This is a genomic window from Nocardioides sp. 31GB23 (assembly GCF_040012395.1).
Taxonomy (GTDB): Bacteria; Actinomycetota; Actinomycetes; order Propionibacteriales; family Nocardioidaceae; genus Nocardioides; species Nocardioides salarius.
Map to the genome: position 1 here is coordinate 25,554 of NZ_JBDYKJ010000003.1, position 23,131 is coordinate 48,684.

General features: G+C 73.9%; 22 protein-coding genes. 13 read left to right on the forward strand and 9 right to left on the reverse strand.

The genetic code is table 11. The features are described 5' to 3' along the window. The first annotated feature begins 87 nt into the window (after window positions 1–87). Together fdxA and dapC are read left to right on the forward strand one after the other, a co-directional pair. Entirely contained in the window at window positions 88–414 is a 327-nt protein-coding gene (gene fdxA, locus ABKW28_RS01330; protein ID WP_179615637.1) for a ferredoxin, read from the forward strand. Next, window positions 411–1,559, forward strand: coding sequence for a succinyldiaminopimelate transaminase (gene dapC, locus ABKW28_RS01335; RefSeq protein WP_348605945.1), 1,149 nt, complete (start codon window positions 411–413; stop codon window positions 1,557–1,559). Before fdxA ends, dapC begins: the two co-directional genes overlap by 4 nt. A gap of 102 nt (window positions 1,560–1,661) precedes the next feature. Here the strand turns inward: dapC and ABKW28_RS01340 are convergent, their stop codons facing one another. After that, window positions 1,662–2,048, reverse strand: a complete 387-nt coding sequence (locus ABKW28_RS01340) for a hypothetical protein (RefSeq protein WP_348605836.1) — start codon at window positions 2,046–2,048, stop codon at window positions 1,662–1,664. Window positions 2,049–2,119: 71 nt separating this feature from the next. On the opposite strand from ABKW28_RS01340, the gene ABKW28_RS01345 reads away from it, so the two are divergent. Then, entirely contained in the window at window positions 2,120–4,150 is a 2,031-nt protein-coding gene (locus ABKW28_RS01345) for a hypothetical protein (protein ID WP_348605839.1), read from the forward strand. Window positions 4,151–4,200: 50 nt separating this feature from the next. Here ABKW28_RS01345 and ABKW28_RS01350 read toward each other — a convergent pair whose 3' ends face one another. The 5 genes from ABKW28_RS01350 to dapD all read right to left on the reverse strand — a co-directional run bounded on the left by ABKW28_RS01350 (window position 4,201) and on the right by dapD (window position 10,269). After that, the gene (locus ABKW28_RS01350; RefSeq protein WP_348605841.1) at window positions 4,201–4,692 is read right to left on the reverse strand and encodes a hemerythrin domain-containing protein; all 492 of its coding nucleotides are present in this window, start codon (window positions 4,690–4,692) and stop codon (window positions 4,201–4,203) included. A gap of 85 nt (window positions 4,693–4,777) precedes the next feature. Beyond that, window positions 4,778–7,348, reverse strand: a complete 2,571-nt coding sequence (locus ABKW28_RS01355) for an FtsX-like permease family protein (RefSeq protein ID WP_348605843.1) — start codon at window positions 7,346–7,348, stop codon at window positions 4,778–4,780. A gap of 3 nt (window positions 7,349–7,351) precedes the next feature. After that, window positions 7,352–8,143, reverse strand: coding sequence for an ABC transporter ATP-binding protein (locus ABKW28_RS01360; protein ID WP_348605845.1), 792 nt, complete (start codon window positions 8,141–8,143; stop codon window positions 7,352–7,354). Between the two features lie 85 nt (window positions 8,144–8,228). Beyond that, window positions 8,229–9,197 (reverse strand): hypothetical protein, encoded by a 969-nt coding sequence (locus ABKW28_RS01365; protein WP_348605847.1) that lies wholly within the window; start codon window positions 9,195–9,197, stop codon window positions 8,229–8,231. 79 nt (window positions 9,198–9,276) lie between these two features. Further along, window positions 9,277–10,269, reverse strand: coding sequence for a 2,3,4,5-tetrahydropyridine-2,6-dicarboxylate N-succinyltransferase (gene dapD / locus ABKW28_RS01370; protein ID WP_193669069.1), 993 nt, complete (start codon window positions 10,267–10,269; stop codon window positions 9,277–9,279). A gap of 178 nt (window positions 10,270–10,447) precedes the next feature. Between dapD and ABKW28_RS01375 the strand changes: the two genes are divergently transcribed. The 3 genes from ABKW28_RS01375 to ileS all read left to right on the forward strand — a co-directional run bounded on the left by ABKW28_RS01375 (window position 10,448) and on the right by ileS (window position 15,735). After that, complete coding sequence (locus tag ABKW28_RS01375; protein ID WP_348605849.1) at window positions 10,448–11,422, forward strand: hypothetical protein; 975 nt, start codon at window positions 10,448–10,450, stop codon at window positions 11,420–11,422. A 117-nt stretch (window positions 11,423–11,539) separates the two neighbouring features. Beyond that, complete coding sequence (locus tag ABKW28_RS01380) at window positions 11,540–12,127, forward strand: AAA family ATPase (protein WP_348605851.1); 588 nt, start codon at window positions 11,540–11,542, stop codon at window positions 12,125–12,127. A 302-nt stretch (window positions 12,128–12,429) separates the two neighbouring features. Beyond that, window positions 12,430–15,735 carry an isoleucine--tRNA ligase gene (gene ileS, locus ABKW28_RS01385; RefSeq protein WP_348605853.1) on the forward strand — a complete coding sequence of 1,102 codons (3,306 nt, stop codon included), beginning with the start codon at window positions 12,430–12,432 and terminating at the stop codon, window positions 15,733–15,735. A gap of 20 nt (window positions 15,736–15,755) precedes the next feature. Here ileS and ABKW28_RS01390 read toward each other — a convergent pair whose 3' ends face one another. Together ABKW28_RS01390 and ABKW28_RS01395 are read right to left on the reverse strand one after the other, a co-directional pair. Continuing rightward, window positions 15,756–16,241, reverse strand: coding sequence for a cupin domain-containing protein (locus ABKW28_RS01390; RefSeq protein WP_193669073.1), 486 nt, complete (start codon window positions 16,239–16,241; stop codon window positions 15,756–15,758). Between the two features lie 140 nt (window positions 16,242–16,381). Further along, window positions 16,382–17,245 carry an LLM class F420-dependent oxidoreductase gene (locus tag ABKW28_RS01395; RefSeq protein WP_193669074.1) on the reverse strand — a complete coding sequence of 288 codons (864 nt, stop codon included), beginning with the start codon at window positions 17,243–17,245 and terminating at the stop codon, window positions 16,382–16,384. Between the two features lie 107 nt (window positions 17,246–17,352). Here ABKW28_RS01395 and dapE point away from each other — a divergent pair, with 107 nt between their 5' ends. Genes dapE through ABKW28_RS01415 form a run of 4 tightly spaced genes read left to right on the forward strand, consistent with a single transcriptional unit; the run spans window position 17,353 to window position 19,980 of the window. Then, window positions 17,353–18,504, forward strand: a complete 1,152-nt coding sequence (gene dapE / locus ABKW28_RS01400; RefSeq protein WP_348605855.1) for a succinyl-diaminopimelate desuccinylase — start codon at window positions 17,353–17,355, stop codon at window positions 18,502–18,504. Between the two features lies 1 nt (window position 18,505). Further along, a complete protein-coding gene (locus ABKW28_RS01405) occupies window positions 18,506–19,255 on the forward strand; it encodes a TIGR00730 family Rossman fold protein (RefSeq protein ID WP_193669076.1) in 750 nt (249 codons plus the stop codon). Continuing rightward, entirely contained in the window at window positions 19,252–19,539 is a 288-nt protein-coding gene (locus ABKW28_RS01410) for a DivIVA domain-containing protein (protein WP_348605857.1), read from the forward strand. Before ABKW28_RS01405 ends, ABKW28_RS01410 begins: the two co-directional genes overlap by 4 nt. A gap of 15 nt (window positions 19,540–19,554) precedes the next feature. Beyond that, window positions 19,555–19,980 carry a hypothetical protein gene (locus ABKW28_RS01415; RefSeq protein ID WP_348605859.1) on the forward strand — a complete coding sequence of 142 codons (426 nt, stop codon included), beginning with the start codon at window positions 19,555–19,557 and terminating at the stop codon, window positions 19,978–19,980. A gap of 25 nt (window positions 19,981–20,005) precedes the next feature. Here ABKW28_RS01415 and ABKW28_RS01420 read toward each other — a convergent pair whose 3' ends face one another. Continuing rightward, window positions 20,006–20,812 (reverse strand): enoyl-CoA hydratase-related protein, encoded by an 807-nt coding sequence (locus tag ABKW28_RS01420; RefSeq protein WP_348605861.1) that lies wholly within the window; start codon window positions 20,810–20,812, stop codon window positions 20,006–20,008. A gap of 178 nt (window positions 20,813–20,990) precedes the next feature. Between ABKW28_RS01420 and ABKW28_RS01425 the strand changes: the two genes are divergently transcribed. The 3 genes from ABKW28_RS01425 to ABKW28_RS01435 are packed head-to-tail and all read left to right on the forward strand — an operon-like array spanning window position 20,991 to window position 23,121. After that, complete coding sequence (locus tag ABKW28_RS01425; protein ID WP_082602897.1) at window positions 20,991–21,158, forward strand: DUF3117 domain-containing protein; 168 nt, start codon at window positions 20,991–20,993, stop codon at window positions 21,156–21,158. Between the two features lie 20 nt (window positions 21,159–21,178). After that, window positions 21,179–22,780, forward strand: a complete 1,602-nt coding sequence (locus tag ABKW28_RS01430) for a leucyl aminopeptidase family protein (protein WP_348605863.1) — start codon at window positions 21,179–21,181, stop codon at window positions 22,778–22,780. Next, window positions 22,777–23,121 carry a hypothetical protein gene (locus tag ABKW28_RS01435; RefSeq protein WP_193669080.1) on the forward strand — a complete coding sequence of 115 codons (345 nt, stop codon included), beginning with the start codon at window positions 22,777–22,779 and terminating at the stop codon, window positions 23,119–23,121. Before ABKW28_RS01430 ends, ABKW28_RS01435 begins: the two co-directional genes overlap by 4 nt. The last annotated feature ends 10 nt before the right edge of the window (window positions 23,122–23,131 follow it).

The window sequence follows — 23,131 nt, forward strand, 5'->3', positions numbered from 1 at the left end:
CTAGGCTGAGGGTCGGTGTCCTCCGGACGCCGCCACCATGCAGATCCATCGCTGAAACCCGCTGACCCCGCCTCCGAGGAGGAACCGGTGACCTACGTCATCTCCCAGCCGTGCGTCGACCTCAAGGACCGCGCCTGCGTCGACGAGTGCCCCGTCGACTGCATCTACGAGGGCAAGCGGATGCTCTACATCCACCCCGACGAGTGCGTCGACTGCGGCGCCTGCGAGCCGGTCTGCCCGGTCGAGGCGATCTTCTACGAGGACGACACCCCGGAGGAGTGGAAGGGCTACTACGACGCCAACGTGCACTTCTTCGACGACCTCGGCTCGCCGGGCGGTGCCGCCAAGATGGGCGAGATCGACAAGGACCACCCGATGGTCGCCGCCCTCCCGCCGCAGAACCAGGACTCCTGAACCAGCGTCGCCGGGCGGGCGGGCCGGTCTCGGCCCGCCTGCCCGACTTCCCCTGGGACAAGCTGACGGCGTACGCCGCCACCGCGCGCGCCCACCCCGACGGCCTGGTCGACCTGTCCGTCGGCACCCCCGTCGACCCGACGCCCGACGTCGCCCGGGCGGCGCTGGCCGCGGCCACCGACTCGCCGGGCTACCCGGTCACCATCGGCCTCGAGCGCACCCGCCGGGCCTGCCTCGACTGGCTCGAGCGGCGCCACGGGGTCAGCGGCGTGCCCGGGCTCGGGCTCGACGCCGTGATCCCCTCGATCGGCTCCAAGGAGCTGGTCGCGACCCTGCCCCTGCACCTGGGCGTGGGGACCGGCGACGTGGTCGCCTACCCCGAGCTGGCCTACCCGACGTACGAGGTCGGGGCAGCGCTGTGCGGCGCGACCGGTGTCGCCACCGACTCGCTGACCTCCTTCGGGCCCGAGGTGCCGGCGCTGCTGTGGCTGAACTCGCCCTCGAACCCGACCGGGCGGGTGCTGCCGCCGGCGCACCTGCGCAAGGTCGTCGACTGGTGCCGCGAGCGCGGCACCGTGCTGGTCTCCGACGAGTGCTACATCGAGTGCTCCTGGGAGGGTGAGCGGCCCGTCTCGGTGCTGCACCCCGACATCAACGGCGGCTCGCTCGAGGGCATCCTCGCGGTGCACTCGCTCTCGAAGCGCTCCAACCTCGCGGGCTACCGCTGCTCCTTCGTGGCCGGTGACCCGGCGCTGGTGGGCGAGCTGCTCGCGGTGCGCAAGAACCTCGGGCTGATCATGCCCGGGCCGATGCAGCACGCGATGGTCGCCGCGCTCGACGACGACGCCCACGCCGACGAGCAGCACGCCCGCTACGCCGCGCGGCGTACGTCGTTGCGGGCGGCGCTGGAGGGCGCGGGCTTCCGCGTCGACCACTCCGAGTCGTCGCTCTACCTGTGGTCGACCCGCGTGGTCGACGGCGTCGAGCAGGACTGCTGGGAGACCGTGGCCTGGCTCGCCGAGCGCGGCATCCTCGCCGCCCCCGGCGCCTTCTACGGCCGCGCCGGCGCCCGCCACGTGCGGGTCGCCTTCACCGCCACCGACGAGCGGGTCGCGGCGGCCGTGGCGCGGCTGGCGGCCGGCTGAAGGTTCATCGGGGACCCGATGGAACTCGCGCTGCCTGACTGAACCTTCGTGGGGGTGACGAGAGTTTTGTCGGGCGCCCGATGAAACTCCCACGCGGCGGCCTCAGACCGCCGCCCCCATCACCCCCAGCATGTGGTCGAGCACGACGGTGTGGGCGTGGGAGGGGCTGAAGAGGATGACCTCGGCGTCCTCCTCGACCCGCACGCTGTGCCCGGCGGGCCAGTGGAAGAGGTCGCCGCCGGCGCAGCGCTCCTGGTCGCCGCCGGTGTAGCTGACCACGAGCGCCCCGGAGATGACGTAGCCGACGTGGGTGGCCTGGCAGGCGTCACCGGGCAGCCCCGCGAGCAGCGGGGCGATGTCGGTGCCGGCCGCCAGGGAGAACCACTCGGCGGCCAACGGGCCCTCGGCCAGACCGATGTCGGGCAGCTGGCGGGCGACGGCGCCGGGGGCGTCGATCTTGACGGGCAGGTCGTGCTGGTTGACGCGCATGGGGATCACCTGTCGTTGGATGGGGAGTGCTGTCCCCCCTACGGCGTGACAATCGGTGTCACAGTGGGACAGTGACCCTCGACCAGGCTCGCGCCGCCCTCGACGCCGGCGCCTGGGTCGACGCCCTGACCGGGGTCGCGGGCCTGGTCGACGAGGACGGCCCCACTCAGCCCGACGCCCTCGAGGTGGCGGCCGGGGCCTACTACGGCGCCGGCGACCTCGAGCGTTGCATCGGCGCGTGGGAGCGCCTGCACACGCTGCACGACCGGCGCGGCGAGACCGAGCGCGCGGGCCGGGCGGCGGCGATGACGGCGCTGCACCTGCTCATCGACTCGGGACTGATGGCGACCGTGCGCTGCTGGTGCCGGCGCGCCGAGGCGCTGCTGGCGCCCACGCCGCAGTCGCCGGTGTGGGCCGTGGTGGCGATGGTGGCCGGCTACGAGCGGTTCTTCAGCGGCGACATGACCGGTGCCGAGGAGCTGGCCCGGCGAGCGGTCGCCCTGGGCCAGGAGCGCGATGTGGCCTCGGCGGTCGTCGTGGGCCGCACCACCCTGGCCCGCCTGCGCATCATCGACGGAGCGGTCGAGGAGGGGCTCGAGCTGCTCGACGAGGTCGCCCTCGAGCTCACCTCCGAGCGGGTGGACCCGCTCACCGCCGGGATGATGCTGTGCGAGCTGGTCTGCGCCGCCGAGGGGGTCGGTCGCCACGACCGGGCCCAGGAGTGGACCGAGGTGATGGACCGGTGGCGCGCGGGCCGCGCCGTCGGCGGCATCAACGGCCGCTGCCGGGTGCACCGCGCCGAGATGCTGCGCCGGTCGGGTCCCGGCGACCTCGCCGAGGCCGAGGCGGTGGCGGCCTGCGAGGAGCTGCGGCCGTGGATGCGGCGCGAGTTCGGCTGGCCCCTGGTCGAGCTCGGGACCATCCGGCTGCGCCGCGGCGACCTGGCCGGCGCCGAGGAGGCGCTGCTCCAGGCCCACGAGCACGCCTGGTGCCCGCAGCCCGCCCTCGCCCTGCTGCGCCTCGCGCAGGGGCGCGGCGCGGAGGCCCTGGTCCTGGTGCAGGAGGCCGTCGCGCACCCGTTGCCGATGCCCTCCAAGGAGCGGCCGCCCTTCGTCGAGCTGCGCGTGGCGCCGCTGCTGGAGGCGCAGGCCGAGATCGCCGCGGCGCTGGGGCGGGCGGCGCTCGTGGCCGAGGCCGCCGACCGGCTCGAGGAGATCGCCGCCCGGTGGGCCGGGCCGGACCTGGCGGCCGCCGCGGCGCTGGCCCGGGCCCGCGCCGAGCTGGCCGCCGGTCGCCCCGCCGTCGACCCGGCCGCGGCCGCGGTGGCCGCCTGGGCCGACGCCGAGGCGCCCTACGAGACCGCCGGGGCGCGCGAGGTGCTGGCCGCGGCGCTCGACGCGGCCGGTCGCCCCGAGGCGGCCGGGCTCGAGCGGGACGCCGCGCTGGCGGCGTACGAGGCGTTCGGTGCCGCCCTCGACGTACGACGCCTGGCCGGGGCCGAGGCGGGCCCGCGGCCGGTGGCGCCCGCGGTGGCGGTCCTCGAGCCGGTGGGCACCAGCTGGCGGGTCGCGCTCGGCGAGGTGGAACGGGTGCTGCCCGACCTGAAGGGACTGCGCTACCTGGCGCGGCTGCTGGCCTGCCCGGGGCGGGAGGTGCACGTGCTCGACCTGGTCGCGGCCGAGGCCGCGCCGCAGGCGCCGGAGGGCGTCACGCGGGTCGACAGCAGCGGCCTGCTGGTGCTCGACGAGGTGGCCAAGGCGGCCTACCGGCGCCGGCTCGCCGAGGTCGAGGAGGACCTCGACGAGGCGGTGCTGACCCACGACCTGGCCCGCGAGGAGGTGGCCCGACGCGACCGCGACTACCTCGTCGACGAGCTGGCCCGGGCGGTCGGCCTGGGCGGGCGCGACCGGCGTACCGGCGGCTCGGCCGAGCGGGCGCGCACCAGCGTGACGCGCTCGCTGCGCTACGCCCTGGCCCGCCTGGGCGCCGAGCACCCCGACCTCGGCGCCCACCTCTCGCGGCGCCTGCGCACCGGCACCTACTGCTGCTACGAGCCCGACCCGCTGAGCCCGGTGACGTGGCGGCTGGCACAGGTCCCGTAGCCGGGAGATCCACGAGTTCCGTGCTGGTCCGCAGGACCCCCGGACGCGCCTCAGTCGCGCGAGGGGTCGGGGCAGACCCAGCCGGGCGGCATCTCGACGGCCTCGATCCGCTCCGCGACCTCCCGCTGCTGCTCGGGGCTGAGCACGTCCTCGACGTGGTCGAAGATGATCGGGCGCTCCTTGGTGGTGTGCCGGTCGAGCTCGGCCTGCAGGATCCGTGCCGCGGTGCGGCGGACCTCGGGGTCGGTCGGCGCGGCGAGGCCCGCCTCCACCCGGTCGAGGGTGTCCCACAGCTGGAGGTGGTCGACCGACATGGCATGGGCGGGCCCGTCGAGCGTCGTCCCGCGCAGCAGCGGGAGGAGCAGCTCCTCCTGCGCGAAGATGTGCCGGCGCAACGACGTGACCGCCTCCTGCAACCGCTGTGCCGTGGCCGCCGGACCGCCTCGGGCGGACAGGTAGTCGTCGATGCTCTGCTCGATCGACCGGCACCCGGCGTCGAGGACGAGCGCCAGGCCGGGGGCGGACGTGGGCTGGTCGGTCATGGAGGCACCTCCGGGTCGGGGGGCCCACGCTAGGGCGGGCCCGGTCCGGGACACAGGGTCGAAGGACCCGCGCGCCCGGCCCCGCCTACTCCGTCGCGATCGCCTCCAGCACGTTCATCCGCGAGGCCCGGATCGCCGGGAGGATCGAGGCGACGACGCCGAAGAGCACCGAGACCGCCAGGAAGGCCACCAGGCTGGTCCAGGGCAGGGCCAGCTCGGAGAGGTCCTCGCGCAGCGAGCGCTGCAGCAGCACCCCGATCACCACGCCCAGCCCCAGGCCCAGCACCGCGCCCATCAGCGAGATGGTCACCGACTCCAGGGTCACCATCCGCCGCAGCCGGGGGCGGGAGAGGCCCACGGCGCGCAGCAGCCCGATCTCACGGGTGCGCTCGAGCACGCTGAGGCTCAGGGTGTTGACGATGCCGATCACCGCGATCACCACCGACAGCGCGAGCAGCCCGTAGACGATGTAGAGCAGCTGGTTGATCTGCGCGGTGATGGAGTCGGCGAACTCCTCCTTGTCCTGCACCGCGACGATCGGCAGGTCGGCGACGATCGCGTCGAGCTCGTCCTGGACCTCCTGCACCTGCGCCGGCGACGAGCCGGGCTCGGTGTTGACGCTCAGGCTGGTGTCGACGCGGCGTACGCCGGCCTCCTCGAGCACGTCGAAGCCGACGTTGACCGGCCCGGCGACGGGGGTGTCGTCGATGATGCCCGCGACCTCCACCTCGACCGGGCCGGCGCCCGGGAAGCCGAGCTCGATCGTCGAGCCGACCTCGAGGTCGCGCTCGGCGGCGGTGTCGGCGCTGACGACCGCCTGGCCGGCGCCCGGCTGCGCGGCACCCTCGGTGAGCGTGAGGTCGTAGACGTCGCCGAAGGCGTCGTCGGCGGCCACGATGTACGTCGGCTCCTCGTCGTCGCCGAGCGTGGCCAGCACGCCCTGCTGGCGCGCCAGCACCGCCACCCCGTCGACCTGCGCCATCTGGTCGCCGATCGCGACCGGGAAGCTGCCGAAGACCGGTGACTGCACCAGGAAGTCGGCCTCGAACTGGTCGTCGACGAGCTTGTCGGTCGAGGCCGCCATCGACGCGGCCAGCACCCCGACCGCCGAGACCAGGGTCAGCCCGATCATCAGCGCCGAGGCGGTCGCGCCGGTGCGGCGCGGGTTGCGCAGCGCGTTGTCGCCGGCCAGGCGGCCGGTGGTGCCGAAGAGGCCGCTGAAGACCCGCCGCGCGCCGAGCAGCACCGGGCGGCCCAGCACCGGGCTGATCGCGGCCGCGGTCAGCACCCACACCACCGCGCCGGCCCCGATCCACAGCGCGTCGTTGCCGGGGGCGCCGACCACGCCAGCGGCCGCTGCTCCGGCGCCGACCACCAGCAGCACCACCCCGACCGCGGTGCGCCGGCCCAGGCCCTGCTCGGGGGTGGCGGACTCCTCGCGCATCGCCGCGACCGGGGCCACCCGCGAGGCGCGCCGCGCCGGCAGGTAGGCCGACAGCAGCGTCACGCCCAGCCCGACGGCGTACGCCGCCGCGACCGTGCCCGGCGTCAGGGTCAGCACCGCGCCGTTGATCTCCAGGCCGAAGCTGCCGAAGAGCGCGGCCAGGCCGCGGGCCAGGCCCAGGCCGAGCACCAGGCCGAGCGTGGAGCCGACCAGGGCGGTGAGCCCCGCCTCGAGCAGCACCGAGCGGCGTACCTGCACCCGGCTGGCACCCAGGGCGCGCAGCAGCGCCAGCTCGCGCACCCGCTGGGCGACCAGGATGGAGAAGGTGTTGGCGATGATGAAGCCGCCGACGATGACCGCGATCACCGCGAAGGTGCCCAGGAAGATGTCGATGAAGCCGAGGAACTCCCCGACCGACGACTGCGACTCCTGCGCCACCTCGTCGCCGGTGACCGCCTCGTAGCCCGCGGGCAGCACCTCGTCCGCCGCGGCCACCAGGTCGGCCTGGGTGACGCCCGCGGCGGCGGTCAGCGTCACCGAGGTGAAGGCGTCCTCGCCGCCCAGGAACATCTCCTGCGCGCCGTCGGTGGAGAAGATCACCAGGGTGCTGCCGGCGGTGCCGGCGCCGCCGTTGAAGCCGGCCAGGCCGACGAGCTCGAGCTCGCGGGTGATCGGTCCCGAGCCGATGATTCCCGGCGGGATGACGGTGACCAGGTCGCCCAGCTCGTAGCCGGCGTTCTCGGCGGCCGCGGTGTCGAGCGCGATCTCGCCGTCGGCCTCGGGCCAGCGCCCGCCGTCGAGCACCAGGATCGGCTCGCCGGCCATGTTGGGGCTCGCGGCGTAGTTGAAGGCCAGGGTCGGCGCGCCGCCGGTGCCGACGAGCTTGTCGTCGCCGTCGAGGACGTAGAGGCCCAGGCCGTCGACGCTGCCGTCGGCGCGCGCCACCTCGGGCAGCGCCTCGAGGGCCGCGACCTCGTCGGGGGAGACGGTGGCCGTCGAGCCGGCCCCCACCGCCTCGAACGACGCCGTGCCCGCGGGGCGCACCAGCCCGTCGGACGTCGAGCCCTCGATGATGCCGTCGAACGTCGTGGACAGGCCGCTGCTGAAGGTCAGCACGCCGCCCAGGAAGCCGATGCCCAGCACGATCGCCAGGGTGCTCATCGCCAGCCGGGCCTTGCGCGCCAGCAGGCTGCGCCAGGTCAGTCGGAACACGGCTCAGCCCGCCTGCGGCGGCACGGCCGCGCTCTGCAGGCGACCCATCCGCTCCAGCACCGACTCGCGGTCGGGCTCGCGCAGCTCGTCGACGATGCGGCCGTCGGCCAGGAACAGGATCCGGTCGGTGTACGACGCCGCCACCGGGTCGTGGGTGACCATCACGACCGTCTGCGCGAGCTCGTCGACGCTGCGACGCAGGAAGCCCAGCACCTCCGCGGAGCTGGTGGAGTCGAGGTTGCCGGTCGGCTCGTCGGCGAAGACGATCGCGGGCCGGCTGACCAGCGCGCGGGCGCAGGCCACCCGCTGCTGCTGACCACCCGACATCTCGCTCGGGCGGTGGCCCAGCCGGGGGCGCAGCCCCACCGCGTCGACGACCTCGTCGAACCACTCCTGGTCGGGCTTGCGGCCCGCCAGGTCGAGCGGCAGCAGGATGTTCTCGCGGGCGGTCAGGGTCGGGATCAGGTTGAAGGCCTGGAAGACGAAGCCGACCTTCTCGCGCCGCAGCGTGGTGAGGTCCTTGTCCTTGAGCCCGCCCAGCGAGGTGCCGTCGACGACCACCTCGCCGCCGGTGGGGGTGTCGAGCGCCGCCAGGCAGTGCATCAGGGTCGACTTGCCCGAGCCCGAGGGGCCCATGATCGCGGTGAACTCACCGCGCTGCAGGTCGACGTCGACCCCGTCGAGGGCGCGCACCTGCGCCTGGTCGGCGCCGTACACCTTGGTCAGCGCGCGGGCGCTGGCGGCGGGCTCGGTGCGGGGCGAGGTGCGGGGCTCGGGAGTGCTGGTCTCGGGCATGCTCGGAGTCTGGCAGCGCCGGGCCTGCCCGCGCATCGGGAATACCCCGGATGGGGACCCCGAGTGCCGAGGGCGGGACCAGGGGTCAGGCGAAGACGTCGACGTGCACGTGGTCGCGGTGCTCGAGGATCGCGGCGGTCGCCTCGGAGGCCTCGGAGGTGTCGACGTCGTAGTCGCGCCAGCCCTGGCCCGAGCGGCGGGCCGTCCAGATCCGGCCGTCGAAGATCACGGTGGCCACCGAGAGCCGCTCGGCCTGGGTGACCAGGTAGTGCGCGATCGCCCAGCCGCGCACCTTGTTGGGCTCCGAGACCGGGCGCACGAAGATGTCGACCGCGCGGCCCTCGTAGTGCGCCGAGCCCTCCTGGTGGCCCGAGCTGACCCCGCCGGGGGCGTAGCCGCCCAGCGACAGCTCGCCGAAGACCGAGGTGACGTCCTTGCGCAGCTGGTCGGCCCGGAAGGTCAGCCCGACCTCGCGCAGCTCGGGATTGACCTCGTCGGCGCTGCCCGGCACCTCGCAGCTCAGGGCGGCGCGTGAGTTGCCGGTCAGCGCCGAGGCGAGCACCCGCGCGTCGGCCTCGTGGTCGGCGTAGGCGTCGGGGAAGCCGGAGCGCTGCACCGCCTGGGCGGCCTCGGTCACCTCCATCTCGCGGTAGCCGGTGACCTCGACCAGGGCGTCGTAGAAGGCGTTGGTGGCGTAGACGGGGTCCTGCAGCTGCTGCTCGGTGCCCCAGCCCTGCGAGGGGCGCTGCTGGAAGATGCCCAGCGAGTCGCGGTCGCCGGAGTCGAGGTTGAGGATCTTCGACTCCTGGTAGGCGGTGGCCAGCGCGATCGACACCGCGCGCGCCGGCAGGCCGCGGCGTACGCCGATCGCCGCGATCAGCCCCGCGTTCTCGGCCTGCTGCGCGGTCAGCTCGACGTCGAGCCCGTCGACGCTGGCGGTGCAGGTGCGGGTGGTGAAGACCACGCCGGCCCGGTCGAGCACGACCCACACGCCGAGCGCGACCACCCCGGCCAGGGCCAGGGTGATCGCGACGGCGGGGACGAGCTTCCTCATGGGGACATCGTCCGCGACGACCCCAAGAGGACGCTGAGCCGGGTGGGCGGCTGGGTGGGCTGCCGGCTCGGCGGCTGGCTCAGTTGGCGTGCAGGTCGGCGTTGAGGGCGATGCCCTCGCCCTTCCACGCCACGGCCTCGACGGCGCCGGAGACCGAGTTGCGGCGGAAGAGCACGTTGTCGGCGCCGGAGAGGTCGGCGGCCTTGACCACCCGGGCCTCGCCGCCCTCGGGGTCGGCCATGGTGACCTTGGTGCCGGCGGTGACGTAGCAACCGGCCTCGACGACGCAGTCGTCGCCCAGCGAGATGCCGATGCCGGCGTTGGCGCCCAGCAGGCAGCGCTCGCCGATCGAGATGACCGCGGTGCCGCCGCCCGAGAGGGTGCCCATGATCGAGGCACCGCCGCCGATGTCGCTGCCCTCGCCGACGACGACACCGGCCGAGATCCGGCCCTCGACCATCGAGGAGCCCAGGGTGCCGGCGTTGAAGTTCACGAAGCCCTCGTGCATGACGGTGGTGCCCTCGGCCAGGTGGGCGCCCAGGCGCACCCGGTCGGCGTCGGCGATGCGCACCCCGGTCGGGGCGACGTAGTCGGTCATCCGCGGGAACTTGTCGATGCCGTAGACCGCGACGTGGGTGCCGCCGGCCTTCATCCGGGCCCGGGCCAGCTCGAAGTCCTCCACCGCGCACGGCCCGGCGGAGGTCCACACGACGTTGGTCAGCTTGCCGAAGACGCCGTCCATCGAGACGCCGTGGGGGCGCACCAGGCGGTGGGAGAGCAGGTGCAGGCGCAGCCACACGTCGGCGGTGTCGGCCGGGGGCTGCTGCAGGTCGGCGATCTCGACCAGGCGCACCTCACGGCGCACGCCGCGGGCGTGGTCGCTGCCCTCGAGGTCGAGCAGCGCCTTGGGGGCGTGCTCCTCCTCGTCGGGGCGGGCGCCCAGCCGCGGCTCGGGGAACCAGGTGTCGAGCACGGTGCCGTCGGCCGTGACGGTGGCCAGGCCGTGGCCCCAGGCAGGACCGGTGGTGCGGGCAGGGGTGGTGGTCGTGGGGGCGGCGTCGTTGGCGGTCACGGGGCCCAGCCTAGGAAAGTCCGCGCGACCTCGCGGCACCCTCCCCACCGGTGGACGACCGTGCACTCATGTGTCGCAGGCCATTGGCAGCGCTCGGCACAGCGCCTACCCTGGGTCTACCTGCTCGGGGGGAGCGGGTCGGCGCCCTGCGCCGTACGTCGACCGGAGGGATCGCTTGATGTCCTCCACCACCCGCGCTCGCACCCCCGCGCCGCTGCTGGTGCGCGGCCGCAACCGCGAGCTGGCGATCCTCGAGGTCGTGGTGCGCGAGGTGCGCCCCGCCGTCGTGCGCGGCCGCCCCGGGGCCGGCGTCAGCACGATCCTCGACGAGGTCGCGCGCCGCGCGGTCACCGAGGGAGTGCGCGTGGGCCGGTTGCGTCCGCGGCCCTGGGCCGGCTCGACGCTCGAGCTGGTCGACGACCTCGAGCCGATGCTCGCCGGTCGCGACAAGGTCCTGGTGGTGCTCGACGACGCCGACCTGTGCGACCCCGCGCAGCGCACCGAGGTGGTGCGCCGCTGCCACCGCTCCCGGGCGCCGCTGCTGGCCGGGGCGCACTCCGCCGTGCCCGAGGTCTCCGGGGCCAACGAGTGCACGCTCGTCGAGCTGGGCTCCCTCGAGCGCGCCGGTGTGGCCGACGTGGTCGGCGACGCGCTGGGCGAGAAGCTCACGAACGCCTCGGGGCTGGTCTCGGCCTACCACCGTGCCAGCGCCGGCAACCCCGCGGTGCTGCGGGCGATCCTCGACGACCCCGAGCTGCGTGCCGAGTTCGCCGCCGCGGGCGCGGCCCCCGACCCCACCGACCACGCCCCCCGGCTGGCTCGCGCCCTGACCGCCTCGGTGCACCGCCGCCTCGCGGCGCTCGACCCGCTGGCCCTGCTGGCCGTCGGGGTCAGCGCCGTCGCCGGTGCGCTGGTGCCCGCCGGCGTGGTCGAGGACGCCGTCGGCCCCGCCCCCCTCGCGCGGGCCGTCGAGTCGGGCCTGCTGGTGCACACCCCCGACGGCACTCCCGCCTTCCGCCACGGGGCGGTGCGCCGCATCGTGCTCGAGGAGCTGCCGGCGGCCGTCCACGCCGACGTACGCCGCCGCCTGCTCGACGCCGCCCACGCCCACGGCCTCACCGTGGTGCCCGACGACGTCCTCACCCCGAGCTGACCCGGCCCGAATCTCCCGCTGACCCGGCCCATACTTCGCGCTGACCCGGCCTGGATCTCCCGGCGACCCGGCGCAAACCTGCTCGCGCAGGGTGCCGGGGCGACGTACGGTCCGGCCATGACCGGAGAGCTGCTGCTGATCACCGGCCCGCCCGCGGTGGGCAAGATGACGGTGGGTCGCGCCATCTGCGCGCGCAGCGACTTCCGGCTCTTCCACAACCACCACACGGTCGAGCCGCTGCTGGAGGTGTTCGGGCACGGGACACCGTCCTTCGAGCGGCTCACGCTGGAGTTCCGCCGCCGGGTGCTCGAGGAGGCCGTCGAGCACGGGCTGAGGCTGGTCTTCACTCTCGTGTGGGGCGTCGACGACCCCGTGGAGGCCGACCTGGTGGGCCAGATGGTCGCGCCCTACCGCGAGGCTGGGCTCCCCGTGCGCTGGGTCGAGCTGTACGCCGACCTCGAGACGAGGCTGAGCCGCAACGGCGGCGCCGACCGGATCGCGGCGAAACCCTCGAAGGCCGACCTGGTGTGGTCGGACTCGAACCTTCGCGACATGGAGCAGCGGCTCCGGATGAACACCGACCCGCTCGAGCCGACCCTGGCCGACGAGCTGCTGGCCGACGTCGAGCACCTGCGCCTCGACAACGCCGCGCTCACCCCCGACGAGGCAGCGCAGCGGGTGCTGGCCTGGCTCGAGCCGCACTGAATGGTCGGTTCGGGCCGGGTCGCGATCGGATTGCGGGGCGGCCGGGGCGGCGGCGTACGATCGTCGCAACAGGCGTCTGAGCCGTCATCAGCGGCGAGCCTCCGGAAGAACGGTCTCGACGAGCTCGACCAACGGGCGAAGCGGGGCTCAGTAGAACCGGACGGGTAGGCCCGTCACAGCCCGCAACGAGCGGCCCCCGCAGCTTCATCCGCGGAGGCAAGCGAGGTGGTACCGCGGACCCCGGCAGGGGAGTCGTCCTCGTGGCAGCAAGCCCCGACGACCGACGTACCCCAGGAGCAGCCGTGACCTACCCGAAGGTCTCCACCGACGCCCATGGCGCCGCCGTCCCGTCGAGCCCGCGCTTCCCCGAGATCGAGGAGCGGGTGCTGGCCTACTGGGCCGCCGACGGCACCTTCCAGGCGAGCATCGACCAGCGCGACGCGGGGGAGCACGGCGAGAACGAGTTCGTCTTCTACGACGGGCCGCCGTTCGCCAACGGGCTGCCGCACTACGGCCACCTGCTCACCGGCTACGTCAAGGACCTGATCCCGCGCTACCAGACGATGCGCGGGCGCTGCGTCGAGCGCCGCTTCGGCTGGGACACCCACGGGCTGCCCGCCGAGCTCGAGGCGATGCGCCTCAACGGCATCAAGACCACCGACGAGATCGTCGAGATGGGCATCGACAAGTTCAACGACGCCTGTCGCGAGTCGGTGATGACCTACACCGGCGAGTGGCGCGACTACGTGACCCGCCAGGCGCGCTGGGTCGACTTCGACAACGACTACCGCACCATGAACCCCGACTACATGGAGTCGGTCATGTGGGCGTTCTCGCAGCTGCACGAGAAGGGCCTGGTCTACGAGGGCTTCCGGGTGCTGCCCTACTGCTGGAACGACGAGACGCCGCTGTCGAACCACGAGCTGCGCATGGACGACGACGTCTACCAGAACCGCCAGGACCCCGCGGTCACCGTCGGCTACGCGCTCGACGCGACCGGCGACGACGAGGTCCTCGACGGCGCCCACCTGCTGATCTGGACCACCACCCCGTGGACCCTGACCTCCAACCTCGCGGTGATGGTCGGCTCCGAGATCGAGTACGTCGTCGTGGAGGCCGGCGTGCCGGGCACCGACACCACGGCGCGCTACCTGCTCGCCGAGGCCCGGCTGGCGTCGTACGCCAAGGAGCTGACCTCGACGGGCTCGACCGACGACATCGAGGTGCTGGGCCGCTACCGCGGCGCCGACCTGGTCGGGCGCACCTACACCCCGCCCTTCTCCTACTTCGTGGGCCACGCGAACGCCTTCCGCGTGGTCGCCGCCGACGACGCCGTCACCACCACCGACGGCACCGGGCTGGTGCACACCGCCGGCGCCTTCGGTGAGGTCGACAAGGAGGTCACCGACCGCGAGGGCATCGAGGCGGTGATGCCGGTCGGCAAGGACGGACGCTTCACGCACCCGGTCGACGACTACGCCGGGCTCCAGGTCTTCGACGCGAACCTGCAGATCATCGACGACCTGAAGGCCGTGACGAAGGCGTACGGGGTTTCGGCAAGCTCAACCAACGGGGCGGTCACGCCGGGCACGATCCTGCTGCGCCGCGAGACCTACGACCACTCCTACCCGCACTGCTGGCGCTGCCGCGAGCCGCTGATCTACAAGGGCGTCTCGTCGTGGTTCGTCGAGGTCACCGCGATCAAGCAGCGGATGCTCGAGCTCAACCAGCAGATCAACTGGGTGCCCGACCACATCCAGGACGGCCAGTTCGGCCGCTGGCTGGAGAACGCCCGCGACTGGTCGATCACCCGCAACCGCTTCTGGGGCTCCCCGGTGCCGGTGTGGAAGAGCGACGACCCGGCCTACCCGCGCCTCGACGTCTACGGCTCCTTCGCCGACATCGAGCGCGACTTCGGCGACCTGCCGCGCAACCACGCCGGCGAGCCCGACCTGCACCGCCCCTTCGTCGACGAGCTCGTGCGCCCGAACCCCGACGACCCGACCGGGAAGTCGATGATGCGCCGGGTGCCCGACGTGCTCGACGTGTGGTTCGACTCCGGGTCGATGTCCTACGCCCAGGTGCACTACCCGTTCGAGAACGCCGAGTGGTTCAACGGCACCGACGGCCACCCCGGCCACTTCCCGGCCGACTTCATCGTCGAGTACATCGGCCAGACCCGCGGCTGGTTCTACACGCTGCACATCCTGGCGACCGCGCTCTTCGACAAGCCGGCCTTCGAGAACTGCATCAGCCACGGCATCGTGCTCGGCTCCGACGGCAACAAGATGAGCAAGAGCCTGCGCAACTACCCCGACGTCCGCGAGGTCTTCGACCGCGACGGCGCCGACGCGATGCGCTGGTTCCTGATGTCGAGCCCGATCCTGCGCGGCGGCAACCTCGTGGTCACCGAGCAGGGCATCCGCGACTCGGTGCGCCAGGTGCTGATGCCGCTGTGGAACAGCTGGTACTTCTTCCAGCTCTACGCCAACGCGGGCTCCGTCGACGCGCAGCTCTCCACCGCCTCGACCGACCGGCTCGACCGCTACCTGCTGGCCAAGTGCGGGCAGTACGTCGAGCAGATGACCACCTCGCTCGACTCGTACGCCGTCGCCGAGGCGTGCGACGCGACCCGCTCGTTCCTCGACGTGCTGACCAACTGGTACATCCGCCGCTCGCGCGAGCGGTTCTGGGACGCCGACGACACCGCCCCCTTCGACACCCTCTGCACGGTGCTCGAGACGGTCTGCCGGGTCACCGCACCGCTGATGCCGCTGGCCACCGAGGAGATCTGGCGCGGCCTGACCGGCGGGCGCTCGGTGCACCTGGCCGACTGGCCGGGCGCCGGCGAGCTGCCCGCCGACGACCGGCTGGTCGCGGCGATGGACCAGGTGCGCGAGGTCTGCTCGGCCACCTCGGCGCTGCGCAAGGCCCGCTCGCTGCGCAACCGGCTGCCGCTGTCGCAGCTGACCGTGGTCGTGGCCGACCCCGCGGCGCTCGAGGGCTTCGAGCCGATCGTCGCCGACGAGGTCAACGTGCGCTCGGTGCGGCTGCTGGGCGCCGACGCGCCCGAGGCGGCGTCGTACGGCGTCTCGCAGCGGCTGACGGTCAACGCGCGCGCCGCCGGACCCCGGCTGGGCAAGGACGTCCAGCACGCCATCAAGGGCTCGAAGTCGGGGGACTGGTCGGTGGCCGAGGACGGCACCGTGACCGCAGGCGGGCTGGCGCTCGTCGAGGGCGAGTACACCCTCGAGACCGTCGCCGGCTCGGCCGAGTCGACCGACGCGATCGGGATGCTGCCCGGCGGCGGGTTCGTGGTGCTCGACACCGTGGTCACCGACGAGCTGGCCGCCGAGGGCCTGGCCCGCGACCTGGTGCGCGCGGTCCAGCAGGCCCGCCGCGACGCCGGCTTCGAGGTCTCCGACCGGATCGTGCTGACGATCGCCGGCTCGGAGGCCGTGCAGTCCGCCGCGTCGACGCACCGCGAGCTGATCACCGGCGAGACGCTGGCGACGGCCTACGAGGTCACCTCGAACGTCGACCACCCGGGCACCCCGGTGACCGTCGGGGACGGCGAGAAGGCGGTCGTCGCGGTCGCGAAGGCCTGAACGCCCGCCGCTGCCGCCGCTCAGTCGAGCGGCGGCGGGGGCGGGCCCAGCACCTGGATCTGGAACTGGGCGCAGACCTCGGCGACCCGGGCGCCGTCGACCTCGGTCGGCTCGGGCAGCTCGGCGGCCTCTGCCGGCGTGCCCAGGGTGCGCACGAAGTCGTCGAACTGGGCCGGGGTGGTGACCTGGAGGACCTTCGCGGTCGCCGACAGCACCTGGAACTGGTGCGCCTGCTGCTTGGGCAGGAAGACGGTGCCGCCCTCGCCGACGACCTCGCTGATGTCGCCTGTCATGAAGCGGATCTCGCCGGCCAGCACGTGGAAGAGCTCGTCCTCGACGTCGTGGCTGTGCAGCGGCGGGCCGAAGCCCCGCGGCCCCTCGAAGAGCAGGGCGGTCATCGCGCCGTCGCTGCGCTTGCCGTCGACCTGCAGGGTCTGCAGGGTGTTGAGGAAGTGCCAGTGCTCGCCCTCGCCGGGGCCGAGGATCATCGGGGTCTGCAGGGTCATCGGGTGCTCCTCCGCTCACGGTGGGAGACGTGGACGACTCCTGCGCCGTGCGTCCACGCTAGGCCCACCGCCTGCCGCTACGCACTCCCTCAAATGAGGGGTTCTGGCGCTCGTGAGGGGTCCCGGCCGGCCTCGCGCGCTCAGCCCAGCAGCGGCTCGGGCGCGAGGCCCAGGCGCGCGGCGAGCCGGTCGAGGCTCGCCAGCACCTCGTCGGGCTCCTTGTCGGGCACCCCCCAGATCAGCTCGGTCGCGCCGGCCTCGGCCCAGGCGGCCAGGTCGTCGGGGTCGGGCCTGAAGGCGACCAGGACCCGTACGTCGGGCCGGCCCTCGCGGCCGGCGGCGGCCCAGGCCCGCTGCAGCGCGCCGATCTGGTCGGTGATGTCGCGCTGCTGCGGGGTGGTCATCCAGCCGTCGGCGTGCCGGGCGATCCAGTCGAACGTCCTGGGCCCCGCTCCCGCGCCGATCACCAGGGGCACGTGGCGCGCCGGCTTCGGCCAGGCCCAGCTGGGGCCGAAGGAGACGAACTCGCCGTCGTAGGCCGCCTCCTCCTGCGTCCACAGCGCGCGCATCGCCTCGACGTACTCCCTGAGCACGGTGCGGCGCCGGCCGGCGGGGACGCCGTGGTCGGCCAGCTCGTCGGTGTTCCAGCCGAAGCCCGCGCCGATCTCGACCCGGCCGCCGGAGAGGTGGTCGAGGGTGGCGACCTGCTTGGCCAGCGTGATCGGGTCGGACTCCACCGGCAGCGCCACCGCGGTCGAGAGCCGGATGCGGCTGGTCACCGCGGCCGCGGTGGCCAGGGAGATCCACGGGTCGAGGGTGCGGGTGTAGCGGTCGTCGGGCAGCGTCTCGTCGCCGGTGCCCGGGTGCGCCGCGTCGCGGCGTACGGGGATGTGGGTGTGCTCGGGCACGTAGAAGGTGTCGAAGCCACGCTCCTCCGCGGCGCTCGCCAGGGCGGCCGGGGTGATGCCGCGGTCGGAGGTGAACAGGACGAGGCCGTTGCGCATGGGCCCATACTAGAACGTGTTCCAGTTCTGGGACAGGGGGATGAACTGTCGGGGTCGGCGGCGCGCACCCCGCCCGGGGCGGGGGAGCGGCTGGTTGGATGGGCGCCATGACCAGCCCCCAGACCAGCCCGGCCGCCGGTACGACGAGCGGCCCGGTCGCCCTCGACCTCGGCGCCGACGTGGTGACGCTGACCCGCCAGCTGTGCGACATCGAGTCGGTCAGCCGCGACGAGCAGCGCATCGCCGACGCGGTGCAGACGGCGCTGGAGGCGCTGGGCCACCTGAGCGTGACGCGCCTGGGCAACACCGTGGTGGCGCGCACCGACCTGGGCCGCGCCGAGCGGGTGGTGCTCGCGGGGCACCTCGACACGGTGCCGGTCAACGGCAACTTCCCCAGCCGCCTCGACGAGGAGACGGGGATCCTGCACGGGCTGGGCACCTGCGACATGAAGGGCGGCGACGCGGTGATCCTGCGCCTGGCGGCCACCGTGCCCGAGCCGGTGCGCGACGTGACCTTCGTGCTCTACGAGGCCGAGGAGATCGAGGAGGAGCACAACGGGCTCAAGATGGTCGCCGAGCAGCGCCCCGACCTGCTCGAGGCCGACTTCGCGATCCTGATGGAGCCCTCCAACGCCGGCGTCGAGGCCGGCTGCCAGGGCACCCTGCGCGTCGACGTGCGCACCACCGGCGAGCGGGCCCACTCGGCGCGCTCCTGGAAGGGCGTCAACGCCATCCACGGCGCCGCCGACGTCCTGGCCCGTCTCAACGCCTACGAGGCACGGCGCCCGGTCATCGACGGGCTGGAGTACCACGAGGGCCTCAACGCGGTCGCGATCCGCGGCGGCGTCGCCGGCAACGTGGTGCCCGACGAGTGCGTCGTCGAGGTCAACTACCGCTTCGCCCCCGACCGCTCCACCGACGAGGCGCAGGCCTTCGTGCACGAGTTCTTCGAGGGCTACGACGTCAGGCTCACCGACCTCGGCGCTGCCGCGATGCCCGGGCTCGACCGGCCCGCGGCCCAGGAGTTCGTCGCGGCGGTCGGCGGCGGGGTCGCCCCCAAGTTCGGCTGGACCGACGTGGCCCGCTTCACCGCGCTGGGCGTCCCCGCGGTCAACTACGGCCCGGGCGACCCCCTCTTCGCGCACAAGGCCGACGAGCACGTGCCGGTCGCCGAGATCGAGCACTGCGAGCGGGCCCTGCACGCCTGGCTGACCGGCGCCACGGGTGCCTCGGGCGGCGCCGAGCAGGCGGGGGCCTGAGGTGTCGCGGCTGCGCGGGCGCTTCAAGGGCCCGGTCTTCACCCGCACCGAGGACGCCACCACCACCGACCAGCGCCTGCTCGACTCCGCCGGTGGCGCCGAGTGGGTGCACACCGACCCGTGGCGGGTGCTGCGCATCCAGGCCGAGTTCGTCGAGGGCTTCGGCGCCCTGGCCGAGCTGGGGCCCGCGATCGCGGTCTTCGGCTCCGCGCGCACGCCGTCGGACCACCCGTCGTACGCGCAGGGCGAGCGGCTGGGCCGGCTGCTGGTCGAGGCCGGCTACGCGGTCGTCACCGGCGGCGGCCCCGGGGCGATGGAGGCGGCCAACAAGGGCGCCTGCGACGCCGGCGGCACCAGCGTCGGGCTCGGCATCGAGCTGCCCTTCGAGGCCGGGCTCAACGAGTGGGTCGACGTCGGCATCAACTTCCGCTACTTCTTCGTGCGCAAGACCATGTTCGTGAAGTACTCGCAGGGCTTCGTGGTGCTGCCCGGCGGCGTCGGCACCCTCGACGAGCTCTTCGAGGCGATCACGCTGGTGCAGACCAAGAAGGTCACCCGCTTCCCGATCGTGCTGGTCGGCGTCGACTACTGGAGCGGGCTGCTGGACTGGATGCGCGACACGGTGCTGGCCGACGGCAAGATCTCGGCCGCCGACCTCGACCTGATCCACCTCACCGACGACGTCGAGGAGGCGGTGCGCCACGTGGCGGCCGTGCAGCGCCCCGGCAGCGAGGAGGCACCGCCGCGATGATGTGGTTCCTCGCCATCCTGCTGGTGCTGGTGCTGGGCGCCATCGCCATGGTCGCCTCCGGTCGCGGCACCCCGATGGCGCTCGAGCACGACGACCGGCCCGACGTCAGCGTGCCGGCCGGGCGCCTCGTGGGCGACGACCTGCGCCGGGTCCGCTTCTCGCTGGCCTTCCGCGGCTACCGGATGTCGGAGGTCGACGCGCTGCTCGACCGGCTGGCCGCCCAGCTGGAGGACGACGGGGCTCCTGGGGCTGCCGGGGAGCGTGGCGCACGCCACGAGCCGTAGGGCACACTCACGCGGGTGTCCTCCCAGGTCGTCGTCTACGTGCTCACCGCCCTCGCGGCGGTGGTGGTCGTGCTCACCCGTGTCCGCCTCGGCCGAGCGGACGGCGCCGCGCGGCGCATCGACGTGGGTCGCCGCTGGCTCGCGGTGCACACCGGCGCCGGCGCCCTGGCGCTGGTGCTCTGGCTGGTCTTCCTCGTCGCGCCCGCCGACACCGCCCTGGGCGGCTCGCTGCTCGGCGTCGTCGCGCTGGGCCTGTGGTGGGTCGTGGCGCTGGTCGGCCTGCTGATCCTGGCCCGCTGGCTGCCCTCGAAGGGCAAGCACGCGCAGGCCGGCACCGAGGACACCTGGTCGACCGGGCCGGGGCTCTCGGTGCTCGCCCACGGCGGCATGGTCGTCGGCGTGGCCGTCTTCACCTGGGCCTACTGGTCGGCCGTGGTCTAGGCCGGTCCCGGCTGGTTCAGGCCGGTCAGCGGCCCTCGTACTGCGGGCGCTGCTTGGCCACGAACGCCTCGACGGCGGCACGGTGGTCGTGCGTCGAGCCGGTGCGGGTCATCTGCTCGCTCTCGAAGGCCAGCGCCTCGGCGAAGCCGTGGTGGGCGGCGAAGGCCACCGAGCGGCGCATCGCCCCGAAGGCCACGGTGGGCCCGGCGGCCAGGCGGGCCGCCAGCGCGTCGATCTCGGTCTCGAAGTCCCCGACCGGGACCACCGCGGTCGCCAGGCCGAGCTCGAGGGCCTCCTGGGCCGGCACCGTGCGCGGGAAGTAGAGCAGCTCCATCGCCTTGGCCCGCCCGACCAGCTGGGGCAGGTGGATCGAGGCGCCGGTGTCGCACGACAGCGCGACGCCCGCGAAGGCCAGGTTGAAACCGGCCCCCTCGGCGACCACGCGCAGGTCGCAGGCCATCGCGATGCTGGCCCCGGCGCCCGCGGCGACCCCGTTGACGGCCGCGACCACGGGCTTGTCCATCTCGGCGATGGCGGTGACGATCGGGTTGTAGTGCTCGTCGACGGTGGTGAAGAGGGCGTCGCTGCCGCCGCTCTCGAGCAGCGAGACGTGCTCCTTGAGGTCCTGGCCTGTGCAGAAGGCGCGACCCGACCCGGTGATCACCACGCAGCGCACGGCGCTGTCGCCGGCCACCTCGCGCAGCGCACCCAGCAGCTGCACCTTGGTCGCGTTGTCGAGGCTGTTCATGGCCTCGGGGCGGTTCAGGGTGATCGTCGCGACGCCGGCGGCGACGTCGAGCAGCACGGTCGTGGGGGCGCTCTGGGAGGTCATGGCCCGAGTCTGCCCGACGCCGCGACCGCCCGGCGCGCACCCCGCGCCGGGCCCGCGGGATCCCGCACGGCAACCCTGTGGTGCCGATCACGAGGGGGATGGGGGATACTAGGGGCCGAAGCGCGACCCGGGTCCTCGGGTGCGCACCCTTGCACGCACGAATGGGAAGAGGTGCCGGATGGCGGCGATGAAGCCGCGGACGGGCGACGGTCCGCTGGAGGTCACCAAGGAAGGGCGCGGCATCGTGATGCGCGTGCCGCTCGAAGGTGGAGGCCGCCTCGTCGTGGAGCTCAACGCCGACGAGGCCACCGCTCTCGGAGACGCCCTCAAGGGCGTCGTCGGCTGAGCCGGCAGCTCTCGTCCTCGATGCCTGAGACCACCGCCGCCCAGCTCCCGCCCCAGCTCCCGACGCAGGTCGCCCCGCCCGAGGTCGCACTCAGCGACCTCGGCCCGTACGCCGTCCTCGGCGTCGACGTCGTGGCCGTCCCCGTGCTGCCGGCCGGCGACGCCGCCGACGACGCCGAGCCCGGCACCGGACCGGTGCTCGGTCCCGGGGCCGCCGAGCTGTGCGAGCAGCTCGGGCTCGACCTGCTCGCGATCCTGGAGCTCGAGGAGGCCACCGGCGCGGCCGGCGAGGTCACCCGGGTACCGGTGCCGCTGGGCGGGCCCGACAACGCCGACCTGCGCTGGGTGCTGCTCGTCGGGGTGGGCCAGCAGCGCCCGGTCGACCTGCGTCGCGCCGGGGCCGCGCTGGCCCGGACGGTGCGCAACCGCGAGGCGGTGGCGACCTCGGTGCCGGCCGTGGCCGGGCCCGAGGGGCTCGCCGCGGGCCTGGAGGCCTTCGTCGTCGGGCTGGTGCTCGGCTCCTTCGGCTTCCGCTGGTCGGGCCAGGAGCCCGACCAGCGTCCCGTGCGCCGCGTGGTGCTCAGCGACGTCGAGGACGCCGAGGAGAACCGCGCCGTCCTGGCGCGGGCGCTGGCCGTGGCCGGTGCCGGCTGGCAGTCGCGGCTGCTGGCCACCGTGCCCTCGAACCTGAAGAACCCCGCCTGGCTGGCCGCGCAGGCCGTCGAGGTCGCCGCCCGCTCCGGCCTCGAGGTCGAGGTGTGGGACGAGCAGCGGCTCGCCGCCGAGGGCTGTGGCGGCATCCTGGGCGTCGGGCAGGCCTCGGCCAGCCCGCCGCGCCTGATCCGTCTCGACTACACCCCGCCGCGTGCCACCAAGAAGACCCCGACGGTGGTGCTGGTCGGCAAGGGCATCACCTTCGACACCGGCGGCCTGTCGATCAAGCCCGCCGAGGGCATGGCCACCATGAAGCGCGACATGACCGGCGGCGCGGTGGTCATCGCCACCATGGCCGCCCTGCGCGAGGTCGGCTGCCCGGTGCGCGTCGTGGGCCTGGTCGCCGCGGCCGAGAACGCCGTCTCCGGCAGCGCGATGCGCCCCGGCGACGTCGTGCGCCACTACGGCGGGCGCACCTCCGAGGTCACCAACACCGACGCCGAGGGCCGGCTGGTGATGGCCGACGCGCTGGCCTACGGCGTCGCCGAGCTCGCGCCGGCCGCGATCGTCGACGTCGCCACCCTCACCGGGGCGATGAAGGTCGCGCTGGGGCTGCGCACCGGTGGCTTCTTCGCCGACGACGAGGCATTGGCCGGCCACATCGCCGCCGCCGGCGAGGCGTCGGGCGAGACGCTGTGGCGGATGCCGCTGGCCGACGTCTACGAGGAGCGCATCGCCTCCGAGGTCGCCGACGCCGACAACGCCGGTGGTGGCCCGGGCGCCATCACTGCGGCCCTCTTCCTGCGCCACTTCACCGGCGACGTGCCCTGGGCGCACCTCGACGTGGCCTCGGTCGGCGACTCGCCGGTCGACGTGCACGAGTGGAGCGCCGGCCCGACCGGCTTCGGCGCCCGCGCGCTGCTGAGCTGGCTGGGCTCCGAGGACCCGCTGGCCGGGGTCGGCTCGTGAAGGGCCTGACCGTGCGCTGGTCGCTGGCCGACGCGCCCCAGGGCGTCGAGGCCGAGCTGGCGACGTACGTCGAGGGCACCTCGCACGCCAAGTTCACCGGCATGTCCGACCTGCGGTTCAAGACCTGGCGGATGCGCGCGGGGGAGTGGTTCGAGGGCTGCTACGTCTTCGCCACCGACGAGGCGCGCGCGGCCTTCCAGGAGACCTTCGCCGCCGGCGCCGCCGAGGCGCCGGGCTCGGTGATCATCGGCAGCGCGCCGGTGCTGATCGAGCCCTGCGACGTCGTGGCCGTCGCCGAGGGCTGGGACGGGTTCACCCCCGTCGCGCGCGACGAGGGCTGACCCGGGCCCC

What these genes read in the sequence shown, in the direction of transcription:
- ABKW28_RS01340 (WP_348605836.1), bottom strand. Translation starts at nt 2,048, where the DNA reads ATGCGCGTCAACCAGCACGACCTGCCCGTCAAGATCGACGCCCCCGGC.
- ABKW28_RS01350 (WP_348605841.1), bottom strand. Translation starts at nt 4,692, where the DNA reads ATGACCGACCAGCCCACGTCCGCCCCCGGCCTGGCGCTCGTCCTCGAC.
- ABKW28_RS01360 (WP_348605845.1), bottom strand. Translation starts at nt 8,143, where the DNA reads ATGCCCGAGACCAGCACTCCCGAGCCCCGCACCTCGCCCCGCACCGAG.
- ABKW28_RS01365 (WP_348605847.1), bottom strand. Translation starts at nt 9,197, where the DNA reads ATGAGGAAGCTCGTCCCCGCCGTCGCGATCACCCTGGCCCTGGCCGGG.
- ABKW28_RS01375 (WP_348605849.1), top strand. Translation starts at nt 10,448, where the DNA reads ATGTCCTCCACCACCCGCGCTCGCACCCCCGCGCCGCTGCTGGTGCGC.
- ABKW28_RS01380 (WP_348605851.1), top strand. Translation starts at nt 11,540, where the DNA reads ATGACCGGAGAGCTGCTGCTGATCACCGGCCCGCCCGCGGTGGGCAAG.
- ABKW28_RS01390 (WP_193669073.1), bottom strand. Translation starts at nt 16,241, where the DNA reads ATGACCCTGCAGACCCCGATGATCCTCGGCCCCGGCGAGGGCGAGCAC.
- ABKW28_RS01395 (WP_193669074.1), bottom strand. Translation starts at nt 17,245, where the DNA reads ATGCGCAACGGCCTCGTCCTGTTCACCTCCGACCGCGGCATCACCCCG.
- dapE (WP_348605855.1), top strand. Translation starts at nt 17,353, where the DNA reads ATGACCAGCCCCCAGACCAGCCCGGCCGCCGGTACGACGAGCGGCCCG.
- ABKW28_RS01410 (WP_348605857.1), top strand. Translation starts at nt 19,252, where the DNA reads ATGATGTGGTTCCTCGCCATCCTGCTGGTGCTGGTGCTGGGCGCCATC.
- ABKW28_RS01420 (WP_348605861.1), bottom strand. Translation starts at nt 20,812, where the DNA reads ATGACCTCCCAGAGCGCCCCCACGACCGTGCTGCTCGACGTCGCCGCC.
- ABKW28_RS01425 (WP_082602897.1), top strand. Translation starts at nt 20,991, where the DNA reads ATGGCGGCGATGAAGCCGCGGACGGGCGACGGTCCGCTGGAGGTCACC.
- ABKW28_RS01430 (WP_348605863.1), top strand. Translation starts at nt 21,179, where the DNA reads ATGCCTGAGACCACCGCCGCCCAGCTCCCGCCCCAGCTCCCGACGCAG.